19 protein-coding genes are annotated in these 20,582 nt (G+C 70.0%); 13 read left to right on the top strand and 6 right to left on the bottom strand.

Annotation, left to right across the window (positions count from 1 at the left end; all coding sequences use genetic code 11):
• Positions 1-24: 24 nt before the first annotated feature.
• From Y590_RS22190 to Y590_RS22155, 8 genes are all read left to right on the top strand, one after another.
• Positions 25-612 carry an ANTAR domain-containing response regulator gene (locus Y590_RS22190; RefSeq protein ID WP_003603356.1) on the top strand — a complete coding sequence of 196 codons (588 nt, stop codon included), beginning with the start codon at positions 25-27 and terminating at the stop codon, positions 610-612.
• A complete protein-coding gene (locus tag Y590_RS22185; RefSeq protein WP_060771751.1) occupies positions 609-1,625 on the top strand; it encodes a CmpA/NrtA family ABC transporter substrate-binding protein in 1,017 nt (338 codons plus the stop codon). The genes Y590_RS22190 and Y590_RS22185 overlap by 4 nt, the downstream gene beginning before the upstream one ends.
• A gap of 331 nt (positions 1,626-1,956) precedes the next feature.
• Positions 1,957-3,252 (top strand): CmpA/NrtA family ABC transporter substrate-binding protein, encoded by a 1,296-nt coding sequence (locus Y590_RS22180; RefSeq protein ID WP_060772413.1) that lies wholly within the window; start codon positions 1,957-1,959, stop codon positions 3,250-3,252.
• Positions 3,252-4,115, top strand: a complete 864-nt coding sequence (gene ntrB, locus Y590_RS22175) for a nitrate ABC transporter permease (protein ID WP_060771750.1) — start codon at positions 3,252-3,254, stop codon at positions 4,113-4,115. Before Y590_RS22180 ends, ntrB begins: the two co-directional genes overlap by 1 nt.
• Positions 4,116-4,127: 12 nt before the next feature.
• Complete coding sequence (locus Y590_RS22170) at positions 4,128-4,922, top strand: ABC transporter ATP-binding protein (protein ID WP_060771749.1); 795 nt, start codon at positions 4,128-4,130, stop codon at positions 4,920-4,922.
• Positions 4,923-4,947: 25 nt separating this feature from the next.
• Positions 4,948-6,168, top strand: a complete 1,221-nt coding sequence (locus tag Y590_RS22165; protein WP_060771748.1) for an NAD(P)/FAD-dependent oxidoreductase — start codon at positions 4,948-4,950, stop codon at positions 6,166-6,168.
• 11 nt (positions 6,169-6,179) lie between these two features.
• The gene (locus Y590_RS22160) at positions 6,180-7,970 is read left to right on the top strand and encodes a NirA family protein (protein WP_060771747.1); all 1,791 of its coding nucleotides are present in this window, start codon (positions 6,180-6,182) and stop codon (positions 7,968-7,970) included.
• A complete protein-coding gene (locus Y590_RS22155) occupies positions 7,967-9,574 on the top strand; it encodes a sulfite reductase subunit alpha (RefSeq protein WP_060771746.1) in 1,608 nt (535 codons plus the stop codon). The genes Y590_RS22160 and Y590_RS22155 overlap by 4 nt, the downstream gene beginning before the upstream one ends.
• 18 nt (positions 9,575-9,592) lie before the next feature.
• On the opposite strand, the gene Y590_RS22150 is transcribed toward Y590_RS22155, so the two are convergent.
• Positions 9,593-10,498: a LysR family transcriptional regulator gene (locus tag Y590_RS22150; protein ID WP_060771745.1), complete on the bottom strand. Its 906-nt coding sequence runs from the start codon at positions 10,496-10,498 to the stop codon at positions 9,593-9,595.
• Positions 10,499-10,642: 144 nt separating this feature from the next.
• Between Y590_RS22150 and Y590_RS22145 the strand changes: the two genes are divergently transcribed.
• Both Y590_RS22145 and Y590_RS22140 read left to right on the top strand, forming a co-directional pair.
• Positions 10,643-11,269 (top strand): glutathione S-transferase family protein, encoded by a 627-nt coding sequence (locus tag Y590_RS22145; RefSeq protein WP_060771744.1) that lies wholly within the window; start codon positions 10,643-10,645, stop codon positions 11,267-11,269.
• A complete protein-coding gene (locus Y590_RS22140) occupies positions 11,266-12,186 on the top strand; it encodes a pyridoxamine 5'-phosphate oxidase family protein (RefSeq protein ID WP_060771743.1) in 921 nt (306 codons plus the stop codon). Before Y590_RS22145 ends, Y590_RS22140 begins: the two co-directional genes overlap by 4 nt.
• 7 nt (positions 12,187-12,193) lie before the next feature.
• Here Y590_RS22140 and Y590_RS22135 read toward each other — a convergent pair whose 3' ends face one another.
• Positions 12,194-12,850 carry a hypothetical protein gene (locus Y590_RS22135; protein ID WP_193763168.1) on the bottom strand — a complete coding sequence of 219 codons (657 nt, stop codon included), beginning with the start codon at positions 12,848-12,850 and terminating at the stop codon, positions 12,194-12,196.
• 291 nt (positions 12,851-13,141) lie between these two features.
• Between Y590_RS22135 and Y590_RS22130 the strand changes: the two genes are divergently transcribed.
• The 3 genes from Y590_RS22130 to Y590_RS22120 all read left to right on the top strand — a co-directional run bounded on the left by Y590_RS22130 (position 13,142) and on the right by Y590_RS22120 (position 16,339).
• A complete protein-coding gene (locus tag Y590_RS22130; protein ID WP_015824561.1) occupies positions 13,142-13,471 on the top strand; it encodes a hypothetical protein in 330 nt (109 codons plus the stop codon).
• A gap of 272 nt (positions 13,472-13,743) precedes the next feature.
• Positions 13,744-15,858 (top strand): ABC transporter ATP-binding protein/permease, encoded by a 2,115-nt coding sequence (locus tag Y590_RS22125; RefSeq protein WP_060771741.1) that lies wholly within the window; start codon positions 13,744-13,746, stop codon positions 15,856-15,858.
• Between the two features lie 97 nt (positions 15,859-15,955).
• Positions 15,956-16,339, top strand: coding sequence for a nuclear transport factor 2 family protein (locus Y590_RS22120; RefSeq protein WP_060771740.1), 384 nt, complete (start codon positions 15,956-15,958; stop codon positions 16,337-16,339).
• Positions 16,340-16,374: 35 nt separating this feature from the next.
• Here Y590_RS22120 and Y590_RS22115 read toward each other — a convergent pair whose 3' ends face one another.
• From Y590_RS22115 to Y590_RS22100, 4 genes are all read right to left on the bottom strand, one after another.
• Positions 16,375-17,181 (bottom strand): fructosamine kinase family protein, encoded by an 807-nt coding sequence (locus tag Y590_RS22115; protein WP_060771739.1) that lies wholly within the window; start codon positions 17,179-17,181, stop codon positions 16,375-16,377.
• Complete coding sequence (locus tag Y590_RS22110; protein ID WP_060771738.1) at positions 17,178-17,657, bottom strand: low molecular weight protein-tyrosine-phosphatase; 480 nt, start codon at positions 17,655-17,657, stop codon at positions 17,178-17,180. Before Y590_RS22110 ends, Y590_RS22115 begins: the two co-directional genes overlap by 4 nt.
• The gene (locus tag Y590_RS22105; protein WP_060771737.1) at positions 17,654-19,492 is read right to left on the bottom strand and encodes an aminopeptidase P family protein; all 1,839 of its coding nucleotides are present in this window, start codon (positions 19,490-19,492) and stop codon (positions 17,654-17,656) included. Before Y590_RS22105 ends, Y590_RS22110 begins: the two co-directional genes overlap by 4 nt.
• A 171-nt stretch (positions 19,493-19,663) precedes the next feature.
• On the bottom strand, positions 19,664-20,581 hold the full coding sequence (locus Y590_RS22100) for a 50S ribosomal protein L11 methyltransferase (RefSeq protein ID WP_012255560.1): 918 nt from the start codon (positions 20,579-20,581) through the stop codon (positions 19,664-19,666).
• Position 20,582 lies beyond the last annotated feature (1 nt).

Here is a 20,582-nt window from a genome sequence, read left to right as displayed (position 1 = left end):
CGGATCGAACCACTCCGGCCCTCGATGACCGAGACCAGCCTCACCGTCGCCGTGATCGATCCGAGCCGCGCCCGCGCAGCGATCCTGGAGGAGGGCCTTCGCGCCTCCGGCGTCGGCAACGTCGTCGTGCTTGCGGACGGTCCGGACCTCCAGGCGCGGGTGGCGAGCCTGAAGCCCGACGTGATCGTGGTCCATCTGGAAAGCCCGAGCCGGGACGTGCTGGAGCAGATGTCGGGCCTGTCCCGGCAGGCCGAGCGGCCGGTGGCGATGTTCGTGGACCGCTCGGACCAGACCATGATGCAGGCGGCCGTCGATGCGGGCATCTCGGCCTATGTGGTGGACGGGCTGCGCTCGGAACGGATCCGGCCGATCCTCGACATCGCGATCCTGCGTTTCAATGCCTTTGCCCGGCTCCAGCGCGAACTCGACGAAGCCCGCTCGGAACTCGCCGACCGCAAGCTGATCGAGCGCGCCAAGGGCATCCTGATGACGCGCAAGGGCATGAGCGAGGACGAGGCGTACAAGCTCTTGCGGCGGCAGGCGATGAACGAGAAGCGCAAGATCGTCGACATCGCCCGCGCCATCGTCACCGCGGCGGATCTGCTCGGATGAGGATCAGACTCGGATACGTCCCCCTCACCGACGCCGCCCCCGTGATCGCGGCGGCGGAACTGGGCTTCGCGCAGGCCGAGGGGCTTGAGATCGAACTCGCGCGCGAGCCCTCCTGGGCGACTCTGCGCGACCGGCTGGCGCTGGGCCATCTCGACGCCGCGCACATGCTCGGGCCGCTCGCCATCGCCAGCGCGCTCGGCCTCTCGGGGCCGCAGGCCCATTTGAGCGTGCCGATGGCGCTCGGCCTCAACGGCAACGCCGTGGCCGTCTCGAACGCGCTCTGGGCGGCGATGGCGCCGGAGAGCGACGGGCTCGGTGACGTGGCCGCGGCTTTCTCAAGGGTCGCCCGCGCGCGGGCCGGGGAGGGGCGTCCGCTCGTCATCGGCACCGTGCATCCCTTCTCCAGCCATTCCTACCAGCTCCGCCTGTTCGCGGGCTTGAGCGGGCTCGACCTCGACGCGACGGTGCAGCTGGTCGTGGTGCCGCCGCCGGAGACGGTGGATGCACTGCGGCACGGGCGCATCGACGGCTTCTGCGTCGGCGCTCCCTGGAACAGCGTCGCGGTCGCCGCGGGCCTCGGCCGGATCGCGGCACTCGGCTGCGAGATCGCGCCCGACTGCCCGGAGAAGGTCCTGGCGCTGCCGGCGGAGGGGGCCGAATTCACGGCCCCCCTGGTCAGGGCCGTCCACCGGGCCGGGCTGTGGTGCGCCGCCCCCGAGAACCGCGAGGCTCTGAGCCGCCTGCTCGCCGAACGGGCAGGACTCGACGCGGATGCCGCGCTCGTCGCGCGCACACTCCGTGGCGCGCTGATCGTGGATCGGGACGGAACCGAGCGGGCGAACCCGGACTATCTGCGCCTCGACGCGGCGACCCACCGGCCGGACCCGGAGCATGCCCGGTGGCTGGTGGCGCAGATGGCCGCCTGCGGGCAGGTGGCCGCCGGCGACGATGCCGCGGACCGGGCGGCGGCGCTCTACCGGCCCGACATCTTCGCCGCGGCCATCGGCGGCTGATCGCATTTTCAGCCGCCGATGACCGGCTCGGGCTGCGTCGCGCAGCACCGTCAGCCTCATTCTTGTGCAGTGCATGAAATCATGGCGCCGCTGAGTGCGGGCAGCGCGGCAAACCCGTGATGCCAGAGGTCCGCGAGAAGCGGCACGCCCTTCCGCGCAATTGGCACGGCTCCTGCAGGGGTGGTCGTACGGGCCCGCCAACGACGACGCGCCCCCAACGTCAGCAAGGCCGCTGATCCGGACTGCCCGCACGCGACGCATGTCGATCGCGCTGGCGATCCCGGACGGCGGCCTTTTCCATGTGCAGACAGCGCACCGGAGCGAAGAGCGGATGAGCATCGATCACGGCAACACGACCCGCCGCGGCGTCCTCAAGGGGGCGGCGGCTGCCCTCGCCCTCGCGGGTGCCGCCCGCGCCGCCTTGCCGGCCGGTGCCTTCGCGCAGGGCGCGGGGCCTGAGGTGAAGGGGGTCAAGCTCGGCTTCATCGCCCTGACCGATGCGGCGCCGCTCTTCGTGGCCAAGGAGAAGGGCATCTTCGCCAAGTACGGCCTGCCCGAGACCGAGGTGCTCAAGCAGGCGAGCTGGGGCACGACCCGCGACAACCTCGTGCTCGGCTCCGAGGGCAACGGCATCGACGGCGCCCACATCCTGACGCCGATGCCGTACCTGATCTCGGCCGGCCGGGTGACGCAGAACAACGTGCCGGTGCCGATGTACATCCTCGGCCGGCTCAACCTGAACGGCCAGTGCATCTCGGTCGGCAAGGAATACGCCGACGACAAGATCGGCCTCGACCCGAAGGTCTTCAAAGCCGCGATCGACAAGAAGAAAGCCTCCGGAAAGGCCGTGAAGGCGGCGATGACCTTCCCCGGCGGCACCCACGACCTGTGGATCCGCTACTGGCTCGCGGCCGGCGGCATCGACCCCGACAAGGACATCGAGACCATCGTCGTGCCGCCGCCGCAGATGGTGGCGAACATGAAGGTCGGCACGATGGACGTGTTCTGCGTCTGCGAGCCCTGGCACAAGCAGCTCATCAGCCAGGGCATCGGCTACACCGCGCTCACCACCGGCGAATTGTGGAAGGACCACCCCGAGAAATCGCTCGCGGTCCGCGCCGCCTGGGTCGACAAGAATCCCAACGCCGCCAAGGCGCTCATGATGGCGGTGATGGAGGCCCAGGCGTGGTGCGACCGGCCCGAGAACTGGGACGAACTCGCCGCCATCGTCGCCAAGCGCCAGTGGATCAACGTGCCGGTCGCCGACGTGATCGACCGGATGAAGGGCAAGTTCGACTACGGCAACGGCCGCGTCGTCGAGAAGAGCCCGGTGATGATGAAGTACTGGGACAACGGCGCCGCCGGCTATCCCTACCACAGCCATGACCTCTGGTTCCTCACCGAGGACATCCGCTGGGGCAAGTTCGAGGGGGGCACCGACACCAAGGCGCTCATCGCCAAGGTGAACCGCGAGGATCTGTGGAAGGACGCGGCCAAGGCGCTCGGCGGCATCGCGATCCCGGCCTCGACCTCGCGGGGCAAGGAGACCTTCTTCGACGGCAAGGTCTTCGACCCCGAGAATCCCGCCGCGTATCTCAACAGCCTCGAGATCAAGAAGGTCGCGTGATGGCCACTGGAGCAACCCTCGGCACCGCCGCCCGCGACCGCGCCGCGGTCAAGGCGCGCGGGCCCTTCATCACCCTGGCGGGCCTGCGCGGCGTCGCCGCCCGCGTCCTGCCGCCGCTCGTCGTCCTGGCGGGCTTCCTGCTCCTGTGGGAGGTGCTGTGCTCCTCTCCCACCGCCGGCCTGCCGCCGCCCTCGCGGGTGGTGACGGAGGCTTGGGACATCATCGTCGATCCGTTCTACGACAACGGCGGCACCGACAAGGGCCTGTTCTGGCATATCGCCGCGAGCCTGAAGCGCGTGGCCCTCGGCTTCTCGCTGGCGGTGGTGGCGGGCGTGATGCTCGGCACGCTGGTCGGCCAGTCCGACTGGGCGATGCGTGGGCTCGACCCGATCTTCCAGATCCTGCGCACGATTCCGCCGCTGGCCTGGCTCCCGCTCTCGCTCGCCGCCTTCCGCGACGGCCAGCCGAGCGCGATCTTCGTGATCTTCATCACCTCGATCTGGCCGATCATCATCAACACGGCGGTCGGCATCCGCAACATTCCGCAGGACTACCGCAACGTCGCCGCGGTCATCCGGCTGAACCCGATCGAGTTCTTCGTGAAGATCATGCTGCCCTCGGCGGCCCCCTACATCTTCACCGGTCTTCGCATCGGCGTCGGCCTGTCCTGGCTCGCCATCGTCGCGGCCGAGATGCTGATCGGCGGCGTCGGGATCGGCTTCTTCATCTGGGATGCGTGGAACTCGTCGCACATCTCCGAGATCATCGTCGCCCTCGTCTATGTCGGGCTCATCGGCTTCGTCCTCGACCGGATGGTCGCCGGGCTCGGCGTGCTCGTGACCCGCGGCACCAGCGCAGCGTGAGGGACTAGGAACATGGCTCATCTCTCCCTCTCCCAGGTCGGCATCACGTTTCATCGCGGCGGCAAGGCGTCGGAAGTGCTGCGCGACGTGAACCTCGACATCGCCAAGGGCGAGTTCGTCTCGATCATCGGGCATTCCGGCTGCGGCAAGTCGACGGTGCTCAACATCGTCGCCGGCCTGCTCAAGGCCTCGACCGGCGGCGTGCTGCTGGACGGGCGTGAAGTGAACGCCCCCGGCCCCGACCGCGCGGTGGTGTTCCAGAACCACTCGCTCCTGCCCTGGCTGACCGTGCGCGAGAACGTGGCGCTCGCCGTCGACAAGGTCTCGAAGGGTAAGAAGACCCGCGCCGAGCGCACGCAGTGGATCGAGCACAACCTCGCGCTCGTGAACATGATGCACGCCGCCGAGAAGCGCCCGAACGAGATCTCGGGCGGCATGAAGCAGCGCGTCGGCATCGCCCGGGCGCTGGCCATGGAGCCGACCGTGCTGCTCATGGACGAGCCCTTCGGCGCGCTCGACGCGCTGACCCGCGCCCATCTCCAGGACCAGACCATGGAGATCCAGCAGCGGCTCAAGAACACCGTCATCATGATCACCCACGACGTGGACGAGGCGGTGCTGCTCTCCGACCGCATCGTGATGATGACGAACGGGCCGTCGGCGACCATCGGCGAGATCCTGCCCGTGCCGCTGGCGCGGCCCCGCCGCCGGCTCGACCTCGTGGAGGACGCGACCTACGTCCACGCCCGCGCCGCGGTGCTGGAATTCCTCTACGCCCGCCACGCCAAGCCCGCTCTCGCCGCCTGATTTCGTGAAGGGGGATCACGGGTTGATGAGCGTGAGGGACAGACTCGTCGTCGTCGGCAACGGCATGGCCTCGCTCCGCTTCCTCGAGCGGCTGACGGAGCGCGCGCCGGGCCGCTACGACGTGACGGTGGTCGGCGCCGAGCCGGTGGCGGCCTATAACCGGGTGCTGCTCTCCTCGCTGCTCGGCGGCGAGGTGGACGAGGCGGCCTGCGGCTTCCGTCCTCTTTCTTGGTATGAGGAGCACGGCATCCGCCTCGTCACCGGCGCACCGGTCACCGAGATCGACCGGGCGAACCGCATCGCGCTGGTCGGCTCCGCCCATGTGCTGCCCTACGACCGGCTGGTGCTGGCGGTGGGCTCGCTGCCGATCCGGCTGCCGCTGCCCGGCATCGACCTGCCCGGCGTCCTCACCTTCCGCGACTTCGCCGACGTGGCGGCGATCCGCAAAGCCGCCGTCGAGCATGCCAGGGCGGTGGTGATCGGCGGCGGGCTTCTGGGCCTGGAGGCCGCGGTCGGGCTCGCCCGGCTCGGGGTCGACACCACGCTGATCCACGTCATGGACCGGGTGATGGAGCGCCAGCTCGACCACGCCGCCGCCCGCCTCGTGCGCACGGCGATGGAGGCGCGCGGCGTCAAGGTGATGCTGTCCGCCGACACCGCCGCGATCGAGGGCGACGGACGCGTCGAACGCCTGCGGATGAAGGACGGCAGCGTGATCGCGGCCGACCTCGTGGTGATGTCGGTCGGCATCCGCGCCTCGACGGCCCTGGCGCAGTCCTGCGGGCTGACCTGCGGGCGCGGCATCACGGTCGACGACCGGATGACCACCTCCGATCCGGCGATTCATGCGCTCGGCGAATGCGCCGAGCACAGGGGCGTCGTGTACGGCCTCGTCGAGCCCGCCTACGAGCAGGCTGAAGTGCTGTCGCGGGCGCTTCTCGGCGAGGCGGCGGCCTATCCCGGCACGTCCCTTGCCACGAGCCTGAAGGTGTCGGGCCTGCCGGTCTTCTCCGCCGGCGTGGTCGATACGCCCGAGGGCGCCGAGGCGGTCGTGATGCACGATGCCGCCGCCGGCCTCTACCGCAAGCTGATCATTGCCGACGGCCGCCTCGCGGGGGCGGTGTTTGTCGGCGATATCGCCGAGCAGGCGCGCTGCAAGGAGCTGATCCGCTCCGGCGCGCCGCTCTCTCCTGACGACCGGGACGACCTGATGTTCGGCCCGGCCCCGAAAACCCTCGCAGCGTGAATGAGGCAGCGATGGCAGACGAATTCGACGCCGAGCAGAAGCGCTACCTGGAGGGCTTCGCCTCCGGCATCGCCGCGGCCCGGATGACCGGCGGCCTCGCCGCGGGCCAAGCCCCGGCGAGCGCGCCCGCCGAGCCCACGGGCCCGGACGCGATCCACATCAAGGCGCAGATCCGCACCGTGAAGGAGGGCGGCAAGCTCTGCGACCAGGAGAAGTGGAAACGGGCCGAGAACCCGTTCGACGGCCATAACCGCCTGAAGGCGGAGGCCGCCACAGGCAAGCAGCCCAAGCCCGAGGACAATTTCCGCTGGCGCTACCACGGCATGTTCTGGGTCGCGCCGACCCAGACCTCCTACATGTGCCGGATCCGGGTTCCGAACGGCATCCTGCACCACTGGCAGTTCGCCGGTCTCGCCGACCTCGCCGACGCCCATGGCGGCGCCTACAGCCACGTCACCACCCGCGCGGGCCTGCAGGTGCGCGAGATCGCGCCCGAGCACGCCCAGCCCTTCCTCGACGGGCTGATCGATCTCGGCCTGACCGCGCAGGGCGCGGGCGCCGACAACATCCGCAACGTCACCGGCTCGCCCGCCGCCGGCATCGACGCGCAGGAACTGCTGGACACCCGTCCGCTCACCAAGTCCTGGCACAACTGGATTCTGAACGACCGCTCGCTCTACGGTCTGCCGCGCAAGTTCAACGTCTCCTTCGACGGCGGCGGCGTGATGCCGGCGCTCGAAGAGACGAACGACATCGGCTTCCAGGCGATCGAGGTGCTGGAGGGCGCCGCGGTCGCGCCGGGCGTCTGGATGCGCCTCGTGCTCGGCGGCATCTCGGGCCACAGGGATCTGGCCCGCGACACCGGAATCGTCCTCAGGCCCGAGGACTGCAACCTCGTGGCCGACGCGATCATCCGGGTCTTCATCGAGAACGGCGACCGGACCAACCGCAACAAGGCCCGGATGAAGTACGTCCTCGACGCCTGGGGCTTCGACAAGTACATCGCCGCCGTCGAGGAGAAGCTCGGGCGCAAGCTCGACCGGGTCGACGCCGCCCACGTCGCGCCGCGCCGGACGACCGACCGCTTCAGCCATGTCGGCGTTCATGCCCAGGTCCAGCCCGGCCTGAACTGGGTCGGCGTGGTGCTTCCCGTCGGCAAGATGACCACCGACGAGATGCGCGGGCTGGCGAAGATCGCCGCGGAATGCGGCGACGGCCAGATCCGCATGACGGTCTGGCAGAACTTCATCTTCTCCGGCGTGCCGGACGCGAAGGTGGCCGAGGTCGAGGCCCGGGTGCTCGCGCTCGGGCTCACGGTGAAGGCCGCCGGCATCCGCTCCGGCCTCGTCGCCTGCACCGGCTCGCGCGGCTGCAAGTTCGCCGCCGCCGACACCAAGGGTCACGCGATGATCATCGCCGACCATGTCGAGCGGACCGTGCCGGCGCTGGACGTGCCCGTGAACGTGCACCTCACCGGCTGCCACCATTCCTGCGCCCAGCACTACATCGGCGATATCGGCCTGATCGGCGCGAAGGTCGTCGTCTCGGAGGAGGGCGACACCGTCGAGGGTTACGACGTCGTGGTCGGCGGCGGATTTGCCGAAAACCCGAAGATCGGCACCGAGATCTGGAAGGCGGTGAAGGCCGACGACGTGCCCTCGCGCGTCGAGGCGCTGCTCAACGCCTATCTCGCCCGCCGCCTTGGCCCGGAGGAGAGCTTCCAGGCCTTCACCGCGCGCACCGGCCCCGAGGCCCTGCGCGACGCCGCCGAAGAACAACCCGCCCTCAAGGCCGCCGCATGACCCAGCACGTCGCGCCCCCGCTCGTTCTCATCCCTGAAAGCGCCCCGTTCAACGCCGACCAGCGCTCCTGGCTGTCAGGCTACTTCGCCGCGCTCCTCGGCCCTGCCGTGGAAGGCGCCACCGCGCTCGCCCCCGGCGAGGCGCCGTCCACGGGTCCGAAGCTCGCCGACAACGACGACGCGCCCTGGCACGACCCGTCGATGCCGATCAACGACCGGATGGCGATCGCCAAGGACCGCTCCGAGCCGCAGAAGCTGATGGCCGCCATGGCCCAGCAGGATTGCGGACAGTGCGGCTACAACTGCGCGGACTACGCCAACGCGATCTTCCTCAAGAGCGAGGAGCGGCTGAACCTTTGCCAGCCCGGCGGCAAAGAGACCCTCCGGATGCTCAAGAAGCTCGATGAGGAGTTCGGCGCCTCCGGCGGCGCGGCCTCCGCTCCGAAGGCGGAGGCGGGCGACGCTCCGAAGAAGGAACCGGAACTCGGACCGCTGGGCTTCTGCCGCGAGAACCCGGTGGAGGCGACCTTCCTCTCGCGCACGCGCCTCAACGCGCCGGGCGGCGAGAAGGAGACCTGGCACATCGAGATCGACCTGCGGGACACGCCGATCACCTACGAGGCGGGCGATTCCCTCGGCCTGTTCCCCGCCAACGCCCCGGCCCTGGTCGATGCGGTGATCGCTGAACTCGGCACGCGGCCCGAGCGGATGATCGCGGGCAAGACCCTGCGCGACCGGCTGCTGACCGAGTATTCCCTGGGTGCCGCGCCGGACAACCTCTACCAACTCCTCTCGCTCCTCACCTCGGGTGCCGCCCGGAAGAAGGCGCAGGCGCTGGCGGCCGGCGAGGATCCGGACGGCGATGCACAGCATCTCGACGTGCTCGGCGCGCTCCACAAATTCCCCGGTGCGCGCCCCGATGCCGAGGTCTTTCTGGAGGCGCTCGACGAGTTGCAGCCACGGCTCTACTCGATCTCCTCCTCGCCGAAGATGGACGAGGGCCGGGTTTCGCTCACCGTCGATGCGGTGCGCTACAACCATCGCTCGCGCCTGCGCCTCGGCGTCGCCTCCACGCATCTGGGCGAGCGTCTCCCGGAGCAGACGAAGGTCCGGATCTACCTGCAGAAGGCGCACGGTTTCGGCCTGCCGGCGGATACGGGCAAGGACGTGATCATGTGCGGCCCCGGCACCGGCGTCGCGCCGTTCCGCTCGTTCCTGCGCGAGCGGGCGGCGACGAAGGCGCCCGGCCGCAACTGGCTGTTCTACGGCCACCAGCGGCAGGCGACCGACTTCTTCTACAAAGACGAGCTGAACGGCCTGAAGGACGACAAGGTGCTGACCCGCCTCTCGCTTGCTTGGTCGCGCGACGGCACGGAAAAGACCTACGTGCAGGACCGGATGCGCGAGAACGGCGCCGAGCTGTGGAAATGGCTGGAGGGCGGCGCCCATTTCTACGTCTGCGGCGATGCCAAGCGCATGGCCAAGGACGTGGAGCGGGCGATCATCGACGTCGCCGCCCAGTTCGGCGGCAAGAACCCCGACGAGGCCGTGGCCTACCTCGCCGCCTTGAAGAAGAGCGGGCGCTATCAGGCGGACGTGTACTGAGGGGGGCCTCCCACTGCCTCAGGTCGCCGGGTTGACCCGTGGATCGGCGCGCAGCCGCACCGCGGCGAGATCGACGAAGGCGCGGGTCTTGGCCGGCGCCCGCCGTCCCTCGGGGCTGACGACGTGGATCGGAACCGGCGCCTCCTCGTCCTCGCTGAGGAGGATGCGCAGGCGCCCTTCCGCCACCGCCGGCGCGACCTGATAGGACAGCAGACGCGCGATCCCCCAACCGTCGAGGGCCGCTGCCAGCGCCGCATCGACCGTGTTGCAGACGAGCCGGGGATGGACGCTGACCGTGGTGCGCCGCTCGGGCCCGAACCGCCATTCCGGCAGGGCACCGGGGTTTGACGAGCCGACCACCGCATGATCGCGCAGGTCGTGCGGTGTTTCGGGCACGCCATGCCGCTCGAGATAGCTCGGTGCGGCGCAGACGACCCGTCGCACGCTGCCGACACGGATCGCCGTGAGCCCGGAATCGGCCAGATGCCCGATCCGCACGCCGACATCGATGCCCTCCTCGATCAGGTTGACGATCCGGTCGAGGAACAGCGCGCGGACCGCGACCGCCGGGTGGCGCGCGAGATAATCGGTCACCACCGGCAGCACGTAGAGCCGCCCGAACTGCACCGGGGCCGTCAGCGTCAGGACACCGGTCGGCGTCGCGGTCGAGCCCGCGGCGGCGGCCTCCGCTTCCGCGATCTCGGCGAGGATCCGGCGGCAATCCTCCAGATAGCGCCCGCCGGCCTCGGTAAGCTTCACCGAGCGCGTGGTGCGGATGAACAGCCGCGCCCCAATTTCCGCTTCGAGTGCCGCCACGGCGCGCGTGACCGCGGCCGGACTCATGGACAGCGCACGGGCCGCCCCGGCAAAGCCGCCGCTCTCGGCAACCCGCACGAACACCCGCATCCCTTGCAGCCGGTCCATCGCGGTCCCTCCCTGTCTGGGGCAGAGTGGCGATTATTCCGCTGCACGCAACAGTCGCTTGCCGACAATGCCAGTTCACCTCGCGGCGGAGAAGGAGTGTGATCCGCCCCACGGCCGATCCCGCGGCCGGGAGGAGACGACGCCGTGAAGCTCTACAGCCTGACGCTCTCGGGCCATGCCCACCGGGCACGCCTGTTCCTGTCTCTGCTCGGCCAGCCCTATGAAACCGTCGAGGTCGATTTTGCCGGGGGGCAGAACCGATCGCCGGGTTTCCTCGCGATCAACCCGTTCGGGCAGGTCCCCGTCCTCGACGACGACGGGACGATCGTGCCGGATTCCAACGCCGTCCTCGTCTATCTCGCCAAGAAGCTCGGGCGCAGCGACTGGCTGCCGGAGGATGCGGCCGGAGCCGCGCGGGTGCAGCGCTGGCTTTCCGTCGCGGCCGGGCCGATCGCCTTCGGCCCCTGCGCCGCCCGCCTCGTCACGCTGTTCGGCGCCAACTTCGATACGGGGGAGGTGATCGCCCGCGCCCACAGGATTCTGGCGCTGATCGACGCGGAGCTGTCGTCCCGCGATTGGCTCGCCGCCGACCGCCCGACCATCGCCGATGTGGCGCTCTACAGCTACATCGCCGCGGCGCCCGAGGGGAACGTCGATCTCGCGCCTTACGAAAACGTCCGTGCCTGGCAGGCCCGCATCGAGGCGCTGCCCGGCTTCGTGTCACTCCCGGCCTCACCGGTCGGCCTGAACGCGACGGGAGACTCCGCATGAACGGGCAAGCCGCATCCTCCCCCTGGCACCGGGGCGAGGTGGCGATCCAAGAGCGTGTCGGCATGGCCGGCCGGATGGCCGAACTCGGCCCGCGGGTGATCCGCGATCACCTGACCGAGCAGCACCGGGCGTTCTTTCCGCTCCTGCCCTTCGCCGTCCTGGGAAGCGTGGATGGGGAGGGCTGCCCCTGGGCGACGTTGCGGGAGGGCGAACCGGGCTTCCTCCACGCGCCGGACCCGTTTCGACTCAGAGTGGACGGGCGCCGCGAGCCGGACGATCCCGCCGAGGCGGGGCTGGAGGACGGCGACGGCGTGGCCCTGCTCGGCATCGAACTGGCGACGCGCCGCCGCAACCGCCTGAACGGAAGCGTCGAGCGCACGGGACCGGAGGGCTTCGCGATCCGCGTCGAGCAGAGTTTCGGGAATTGCCCGCAATACATCCATCGTCGGCATGAAGGCCCCCGCCTCGGAGAGGAGGCGGCCCGGCCCCGCTCCGTCCTGTCGAACGGGCTCGATCCGGTGGCGCGGAGATTCATCGCGGCGGCCGACACCTTCTTCGTGGCGAGCTTCGTCGAGGATGCGGGGGGCCGGCGGCAGGTCGATGTCTCGCACCGGGGAGGGCCGCCCGGCTTCGTGCAGGTCGGCGCGGATGGCAGCCTGACGGTGCCCGACTATGCCGGCAACCGCTTCTTCAACACGCTGGGCAACCTGCTAGCGAACCCGCGGGCGGGGCTGGTCTTTCCGGATTTCGCGACCGGCGATCTGCTGCAGATGAGCGGACGCACCGAAGTCGTGCTCGATCCGCACGAGGACGAGCGGATGGACGGCGCAGAGCGCCTTTGGCGCTTCGTGCCGGAGCAGGTCGTGTTTCGGGCTCGCGCGCTGGGGCGGCGCTTCATCGAGCATCGGGCGGCCTAGCGGCGCCTCAGTCGGATCTCCGCCCGCAGCGGATGTAGTTCGCCTGGCCCTTGCCGCTCGTCCAGGTGAGCCGGTCATGCTCGACGAGGAGGCGGACCTGGGAGGTCCAGCGGCGACCGCGCTCGCTGCAATCGGCGGCCATGGTCCAGGCGCTGCCCTCGCGGCGGTTGTTGCGGAAGCGGCAGATGGTGCGCCCGGCCTTGGCGCCGTCCTCGGTGATCGTGGCGGGCAGGAAACCGCGGCGGCGCTGGCGCTGGCCACAGGCCACCGGGGTCGGCCCCCAGATGCCGACGAAGGCGGCGCGCTCCACCAGCGGCGCGGCGGGCCGCGGCTCGGCGGGGGGGACCACCGTCTCCAGCGGCGGTGCGGGCGCGGCGACTGTCAGCACCCGCGGCGGGTTGGCGGTGGGCATGGCCGGCCGCTCCGGCTCGGGCAACCGCACCTCCGGGACGTCGATGCCGTCGGTCGCCGCGAATCGGATCTGACCGGCGGGCGCCGCCACGGACCCGTCATCGGTGAGCACGATCAGTGTATAAGCGAACAGGGCGCCCCAGCCCGCGGCCAGGATCACCGGGATCGCGAGACGCCGCGACAGGGCCGCGGACGTCACCTCCCGTGCCCCAACATCGGTCCCGCCGGCCTCCTGCGCACCGTCTGCCGTCATCGGCTCTGCCGCCGCCCCTCTCGCCGCCTCTTCGGCTTGCGCTCCTGATATCAGCATTCTCGCGTCCGAGACGATGTTTCAGAAAACGGCGCCATGCGGCCGGCCGCATCGTCGACCCGGGCCGCCCGCACCACACGGCACTTTTCCTAAAACGACTCAAGGCCGTCGTGGCCCACGTTCCGCGATAGACGCCGGGATTGCGGCAGAGGCACGGCAACCCCTTCCCGCCGCAAGCGGAACCTGCCATGGTCAAGCTTAGCGGCCGCAACGGCCGTCGACCGTACCCCTGTGATGAAACCTGTCACCCTCGCCGTTCTCGGCTCGGCACTGGCGCCCCTGCTGTCGTCGCCCTTTGCCCTTGCTCCCGCCATGGCCCAGCCGCGCACGCAGACGGCGCGCCCGACCTGCGTGGAAGCGATGGCTCTGGTGAAGGCGGAAGGCGCGGCGACGCTCAGCTTCGGCGGGCGCCCGCCCGAGCGCTTCGTGCGCGACCGCAGTTTCTGCGAACTCACGGAAATCGCCGAGCTGCGCTTCGTCCCGACCCGCGACAACCCGCAATGCCCGATCGGCTACCGCTGCCGCGAGCCGGATTACGGTGATTGGAACTGGGACGCGAACTGAGGACCGAGGGGCTGGGAGGCACACCCGGCCATCGTTTCAAAAGTCGTCGGAAAACTTGTTCATGGTGTCGCACCCGGCGGCGTGCGGCACTGGCTGGCGACAGCCCCACTTCTCGACATGACCGAAAATTCACGTGACAGGCGCGGCTGCGCGCCACGTTCTCGCCACGACGGATAGCCAGGGCCGCCGCATTCGGCGATTGAACCCGTCCGTCGGCGCGCCATTCGATACGAGGATGGGCAGGGCCGGTGCAGCGAGAAGGAACGACCCGCGTGGCCGCATTGAAGAGCAGGCTCGGCATCCAGGCGGTGCTGACGGCACTCGTCGCCCTCCTGCTGCTGGCCATGCCGGGGATTCCGAGCCCGCCGCTCTACGTCTCGCTCGCCGGCTTCGCGATGGCGGGCATCCTCATCGCCTCGAACAGCCTCTCGGCCTACCTGAAGATTTTCATCTCGGTCTACGGCGTCGGCTACCTGCTGCTGGCGGGCGCCAAGACCCTGGCGGCGATGGGCGCCCTGCCGGGCGTCGTCGCGGCGCTGCTGCCGCCGGATTTCGCCGCGACCGGCTCCGTGGTGTTCGCCGCCATCGTGCTCGCCGTCTCGCACTGGAAGCCGATCCGCGACATCACCCTGATCGCCGACCCCTATTTCGCCAGCCACGACACTCCGAGCCGGGAAGTCGGCATGTTCCGCCGGTTCGGCCGCACCGAGGGCCAGATCGGCCGCAACCTCGTGGCGCTGTCGATCTTCGTCAGCTTCGCGGACGTGGCGCTGACGCTGCGGTTCAACTTCTTCTACCGCGACATGTACAACGCGCTGCAGGAGTTCGACGCACCGAGCTTCTGGTATCAGCTCGGCTGGATCTTCGTGCCGCTGGCGATCCTCAACGTCGTGATCGGCATGTTCGACATCTATGTCGATGCCGGATTGCAGCTCCGCTGGCGCACCTGGCTCACTCACAATCTCTACGAGCGCTGGCTCGGGGAGGGCACGCATTACCGCATTCCCTTCGTCGACGAGCACGCCGACAACCCGGATCAGCGCATCCAGTCGGACGTCAACAACTTCATCGCCCAGACCACGACCCTCTCGACCCGGCTGCTCTCGCAGGCGGCGCAGCTCGTCTCCTTCATCGTCATCCTGTGGACGCTCTCGCGCGACTTCGTGCTGCCGTTCACCGACGCCGTGATCCCGGGCTTCCTCGTGTGGCTGGTGATCGCCTACGCCGTGGTCGGCACTTGGCTCACGCACCTCATCGGCAAGCCGCTCATCGGCCTCGACTACCGGCAGGAGCAGGTCGAGGCGGATTTCCGCTTCGCCCTGGCGCGCAACCGCATCTATTCCGAGCAGATCGCCCTGCTGCGCGGCGAACGGGCCGAGGCGTCCCGCCTCTCCACCCTGTTCCACGCCATCGTCGACAACTACGTCGGCATCATCTTCCGGCGCATCAAGCTGATCGCTTTCACCTTCAGCTACCGCCAGTTGAGCGCGATCTTCCCGCTCGTCATCGCCGCGCCGTCCTTCTTTGCCAAGAAGATCACCCTCGGCGCCCTGCAGCAGACCTCGAATGCGTTCAGCAACGTCCAGAACTCGCTGAACTTCTTCATCACGTCCTACACCATCCTCGCCGCCTACAAGGCGAACACCATCCGTCTCGGCTCGTTCAAGCGGGCGATGACCCAGGCCGAGGCTCTGGCCGGCGCCGGCTACGGCCTCGCCAACGGCAACGAGACCGCCGGCGGCGTGACCGCCCGCGACCTGACGCTGGCGCTGCCCGATGGCCGCGAGATCGTCCATGCGGGCGCGCTCGAACTGCCGAAAGGCGGAGCGACCCTGGTCACCGGCCCCTCCGGCTCGGGCAAGTCGACCCTGTTCCGGGCGATCGCCGGGATCTGGCCGTTCGGCAAGGGCCGGGTCGACGTGCCGGCCGGACAGTCGGCGCTGGTTCTGCCGCAGCGGCCCTATATCCCGCTCGGTTCCCTGCGCGGCGCGGTAGCCTATCCGAATCCGATCGACCGGTTCTCCGACGAGGAGATCCGCGACGCGCTCAACGCCGCCCAGCTTCCCCAGCTTGCGGACAAGCTCGACGAGGTCGATACCTGGGACCGGCGCCTGTCGGGCGGCGAGCAGCAGCGCCTCGCCATCGCGCGGGCGATCCTGGCCAAGCCCGACTGGCTGTTCCTCGACGAATCGACCGCCGCCCTCGACGAGGACACCGAGGCCGAAATCTATCGGACGCTGCGCGCGACGATGCCCGGCACGACCATCGTCTCGATCGGCCACCGCTCGACCCTGCACAAGCATCACGACCGGCGCGTCGAGATGAAGCCGACGGAGGGCGGCCGCTTCGAGCCGCGCCTGTCGCCGATGCCGGCTCCGGCGGAGTAGGGGCCGCGCTGACGGCGAACTGTCGCTCGGGCATGATGAACGGCGTGAGGCCGCGCTGCGGCTGGACTTTGCCCGTTCACCCGCTCGGAGCGACAGCATGACCGACCTCGCGACGAACAAGGCGACCGTCATCGCCTTCTACGAACTGATGTTCAACGAGAGCCGGCCGCGCGAGGCGATCGAGCGTTACGCCGGCGAGGACTACATCCAGCACAACCCGCACGTGGCGAACGGCAAGGACGGCTTCATCGCCTATTTCGAGCGCATGGCGCGCGAGTGGCCGGGCAAGCGGGTCGAGGTGAAACGGGCGGTCGCCGAAGGCGATCTGGTCGTGCTGCACTGTCTCCAGCACTGGCCGGGCGACCACGATTATGCGGCCATCGACATCTTCCGGCTCGATGACGGCGGCCGGATCGTCGAGCACTGGGACGTCCTGCAGATCCTGCCCGAACACTCCGCCCATTCGAACGGGATGTTCTGAGACGGCGTCCGGTCGAGGATCGAAGGAAAGCCCGGTCAGACGCCGGCCGCGTCCAGCAACCCCGCCACCATGCCGCGGTAGCCGTCGCCGAACAGGCGCCAATGCACCAGGGCCGGCCAGAGCTTGTAGATCGGCGCGCGCTCCGCGGCGCCGGGCTCGGGCGCTCCGTAGGCCGCACGGAAGGCCGGACCGGGCCGCCCGAACAGGCTCAGCATCGCCAGATCGACCTCGGCATGGCCGTGATAGCAGGCCGGATCGATCAGCCCCGAGACCCGCTCGCCGGCATAGAGGACATTGCCGCCCCATAGGTCGCCGTGGAGCAGGGCGGAGCGGGGGCGTCCCGGCAGGCGGTTTCCCAGGTCGCGGGCCAGCGCCTCGATCCGCCGGAACAATGGGGCGGGGAGGTGTCCGGCATGGCAGAGCAGGCGGCGCTCGCCCCAGAAGGCGGGCCAGTCGTCGTCCCAGGCATTCTCGATGGCGACGGAGCCGAACGCGTAATCGGCATGCCAGCCGTAGCACTCGCCCTCGGCGGCGTGCAGGCGGGCGACGACCCGGCCGAGATCGGCGTCGGTGCCCGGCCCCGAACCGGTATCGGGTAGGCATTCGAGGACGAGCGCCGTCGCGTCCGCAGCCAGCACGGCGGGCGCCGGGGCGCCGGTCGCAGCGATGGCTGCGAGCATCCGGGCCTCTTCCCGCGGCGCCGGCCCGGTCTTCGCCACGGCCTCGCGCCCATCCTCCAGCCTCAGGCGAACGCATTGAGACAGGTCGCCGCCCGCCATCGGCCGAGCCTCGGCAAGGGGAACGCCGAGCAGATCCGCCGCGTGCCGGGCGAGGTCTTTCATTCCGCTCCCGTGATCCGGCGGGCGAGGGCTCGGGCGCCTGCGGTCACATCGGCCCAGGTGGTGTCGAAGCCCTCTTCCGCGCCGTAATAGGGGTCGGCCACGGGCTCGCCCGCCCGGCCCGGCACGTGATCGAGGAGCAGGCTCAGCTCGGCCCGCGACCCGTCCGGCCGCAGGGCCCGCAGCCGCGCGAGGTTGGCGAGGTCCAGGGCGACGACGTGATCGAAGCGCTCGAAATCGGCCGGCGTGACCTGACGTCCGCGATAACCCGCGATATCGGCGCCGTTCGCCCGCGCCACCGCGATCGCGCGCGGGTCCGGCGGTTCGCCGACGTGCCAGTCGCCGGTCCCGGCGGAATCGACCGTGACGTCGAGACCGATCCGCGCCGCCTCCTGCCGGAAGGCGGCCTCGGCCAGCGGCGAACGGCAGATGTTGCCCAGGCACACGAACAGGATCGCGGAGCGGGAAGGCTCGGTCACGCCGTGGCCTCTCCAAGCGGCCGCGTCGCTCCTTCCAGCCAATCCCGCGTCGGCCCGTCGAGATCCGGCGACAGGGCCTCACGCACCCGCGCGTGGTAGGCGTCGAGCCACGCCGCGTCGTGCGCACCGAGCACGGCCGGATCGATCAGCCGCCGGTCGATCGGTGCCAGCGTCAGGGTCTCGAAGCCGAGCATCGTCCGGTCGCCGCCGGGGATCGTCCGCGGCTCGACGAGGATCAGGTTCTCGATGCGGATGCCGTAGGCACGGCTCCGGTAATAGCCCGGCTCGTTCGAGAGGATCATGCCGGGCTTCAACGCCACCGTGCCGGTCTTGGCGATGCGCTGCGGACCCTCGTGGACCGAGAGGAAGGCGCCGACGCCGTGGCCGGTGCCGTGATCGTAATCGAGCCCGGCCTCCCACAGGCTCATCCGGGCGAAGGCATCGATCTGCGCGCCCGTCGTCCCCTCGGGAAAGACGGCGCGGGCGAGGGCGATATGGCCCTTCAGCACGCGGGTGAAGCGATCGCGCATCTCGTCCGTCGGCGTGCCGATGGCGACGGTGCGGGTGATGTCGGTGGTGCCGTCGGCGTATTGCGCCCCGGAATCGATCAGGAAGAGTTCGCCGGGCTGCGCCGTGCGGTCGGTGGCGCGGGTGACGCGGTAATGGACGATGGCACCGTTCGGGCCCGAGCCGGAAATGGTCGGGAAGGAGACGTCGCGCAGCAGGCCGCCCTCCTTGCGGAAACCCTCCAGTGCCTCGACGGCAGCGATCTCGCTCACACCATCGGCAGCGGCCCGGTCGAGCCAGGCGAGGAAGCGCGTCACGGCAAGGCCGTCGCGGTGGTGGGCGGCGCGGGTGCCGGCGATCTCGGCCGCGTTCTTGACCGCCTTCATCGCGGTGATCGGATCGGCGCCGACATCGGCGACGCCCCCGGCGGCCTCGACGCGATCCTTGAGGGCCGCCGCCCCCGTCGCCGAATCGATCCGTACGCGCGCGGCGCCGGTGCACAGCCCGGCGAGATCCTCGTCGAACGCGCTGCGCGGGCGAAGGTCGGCCAGCGGTTCGAGGGCGGCGCGCAAGTCGGCGTCGATCTGCGGCGAAGTGAGGTAGAGCGCCGCCCGCCCCTCGCGGGGCAACAGCGCATAGCCGAGCGCCAGGGGCGTGTGCACGATGTCGGACCCACGCAGGTTGAAGGTCCAGGCGAGGTTGTGGGGATCGGAGATCACCAGGGTGTCGATCCCGCTCTCCGCCAGCGCGGCGCGGATGCGGCCGAGCTTGTCGCCGCGCGTCTCGCCCGCAAGATCATCGGGATGGGCCGCGACACGGCCCGCCGGTGCCCGGGGCCGCCCGGCCCAGACCGCATCCACGAGATTGTCCGGCACCGCGCGCAGGGACGCCCCCGCCTTGATGGCGGCGCGCTCCAGGCGGGCCACGCCGTCGGGCGTGAGAAGCCAGGGATCGTAGGCGAGGGTTTGGCCGGGCTTCAGGTGGGTGCCGAGCCAAGCCTCCGGCGTCGCCTCGGCAAGGGGCACCACGGTGATGATCCCGGTATCGACCTGCTCCGGCGCCTGGAGCGTGTAGCGGCCATCGACGAACAGGGCCGCCTCGTCGGCCAGGACCAGCGCGAGGCCGGCCGACCCGGTGAAGCCGGTGAGCCAAGCGAGACGCTCGGCGTTGGCCGGCACGTATTCCGACTGATGCTCGTCGGCCCGTGGCACGACGAAGCCGTCGGCGCGGATCTCGCGGAGCGCCGCGCGCAGGGCTTCGATACGCTCGGGCCCCTTGGCATGGCTCGGATCGTCGAAGGTCTGGAAGCGGGGCAGGGGCGTCGTCATGGCGGAAACCTACCGCGTCGGATGCCCGCGCGACACCCTCCTCCATGCCGATCGAACGAAGCGATCACCCCGGCTTTGGCTGGCCGAAGTCGCCGGCGCCCGCCTCCGCGGGCTTAGGCTTGCGCTCTGCTTGATGCTTTCCGGGGCTCACGCCCCAAAAAAGCACGCTCCTCAGCGGGGACGCGCCGCCGCGCCGCCGCGGCGCAGCACCAGCGTCGCCCAGCCCTCGATGACGCCGGAGCGGGCGAGATGGAAGCCGCGGTGGCGGTAGGTCGAGAGCACGCCCGGCACATCGCGTTCGATCAGGCCGGAGAGGATCAGCACCCCGTCATCGGCCACCACGGCGGTGAGCGAAGGTGCGAGCCGCTTGAGGGGGCGGGCCAGGATGTTGGCGAACACCACGTCGAAGCCGCGCGGGCGGTTCGCCAGGGCGTGGCGCACGCCCGGCGCGTGATAGAAGCGCATGAACGGCCCGAGGCCGTTGAGGCGGGCATTGCCGCGGGCGGTCGTCACCGCTTCCGGGTCGAGGTCGCCAGCCACCACGGGCGTGCGAAGCACCTTGGCGGCGGCAAATCCCAGGATGCCGGTGCCGGTGCCGACATCGAGGACATGAGCCGGCCGCCGCCGCTTCAATTCGTCCACCAGCGCCCGCAGGCAGCCGAGCGTGGTGCCGTGATGGCCGGTGCCGAAGGCAAGCGCCGCCTCGATCTCGATGGCGAGGTCGTTCCCCCGCACCTGATGACGGTCATGGCCGCCATGGACGAGGAAGCGGCCCGCCCGAACCGGCTTCAGTCCCTCGAGCGAGGCGCGCACCCAATCCTGCTGGTCGATGGTCTCGAAGAGGGCCGCGTCGGCCTGCTCGCCGACCATCGGGCGGATCAGGTCGCGGATCATCTCCGCGTCGGGCTCCTCGGAGAAATAGGCTTCCAACCGCCACGCGCCGGTCTCTTCGACCTCGAAGGCGGCCACCGCCGTCTCCATGGGGTCGAACATCTCGCCCAGCAGTTCGGTCATGGCACGAGCGGAGGGCTCGTCCGTGATCAGGCGCAGGACGTGCGTGGGTCGGTGCGGCGGCAGACCTTCGAGCATG

This window comes from Methylobacterium sp. AMS5, assembly GCF_001542815.1.
GTDB lineage: Bacteria > Pseudomonadota > Alphaproteobacteria > Rhizobiales > Beijerinckiaceae > Methylobacterium.
This window is presented reverse-complemented; position numbering and strand designations above follow the sequence as displayed.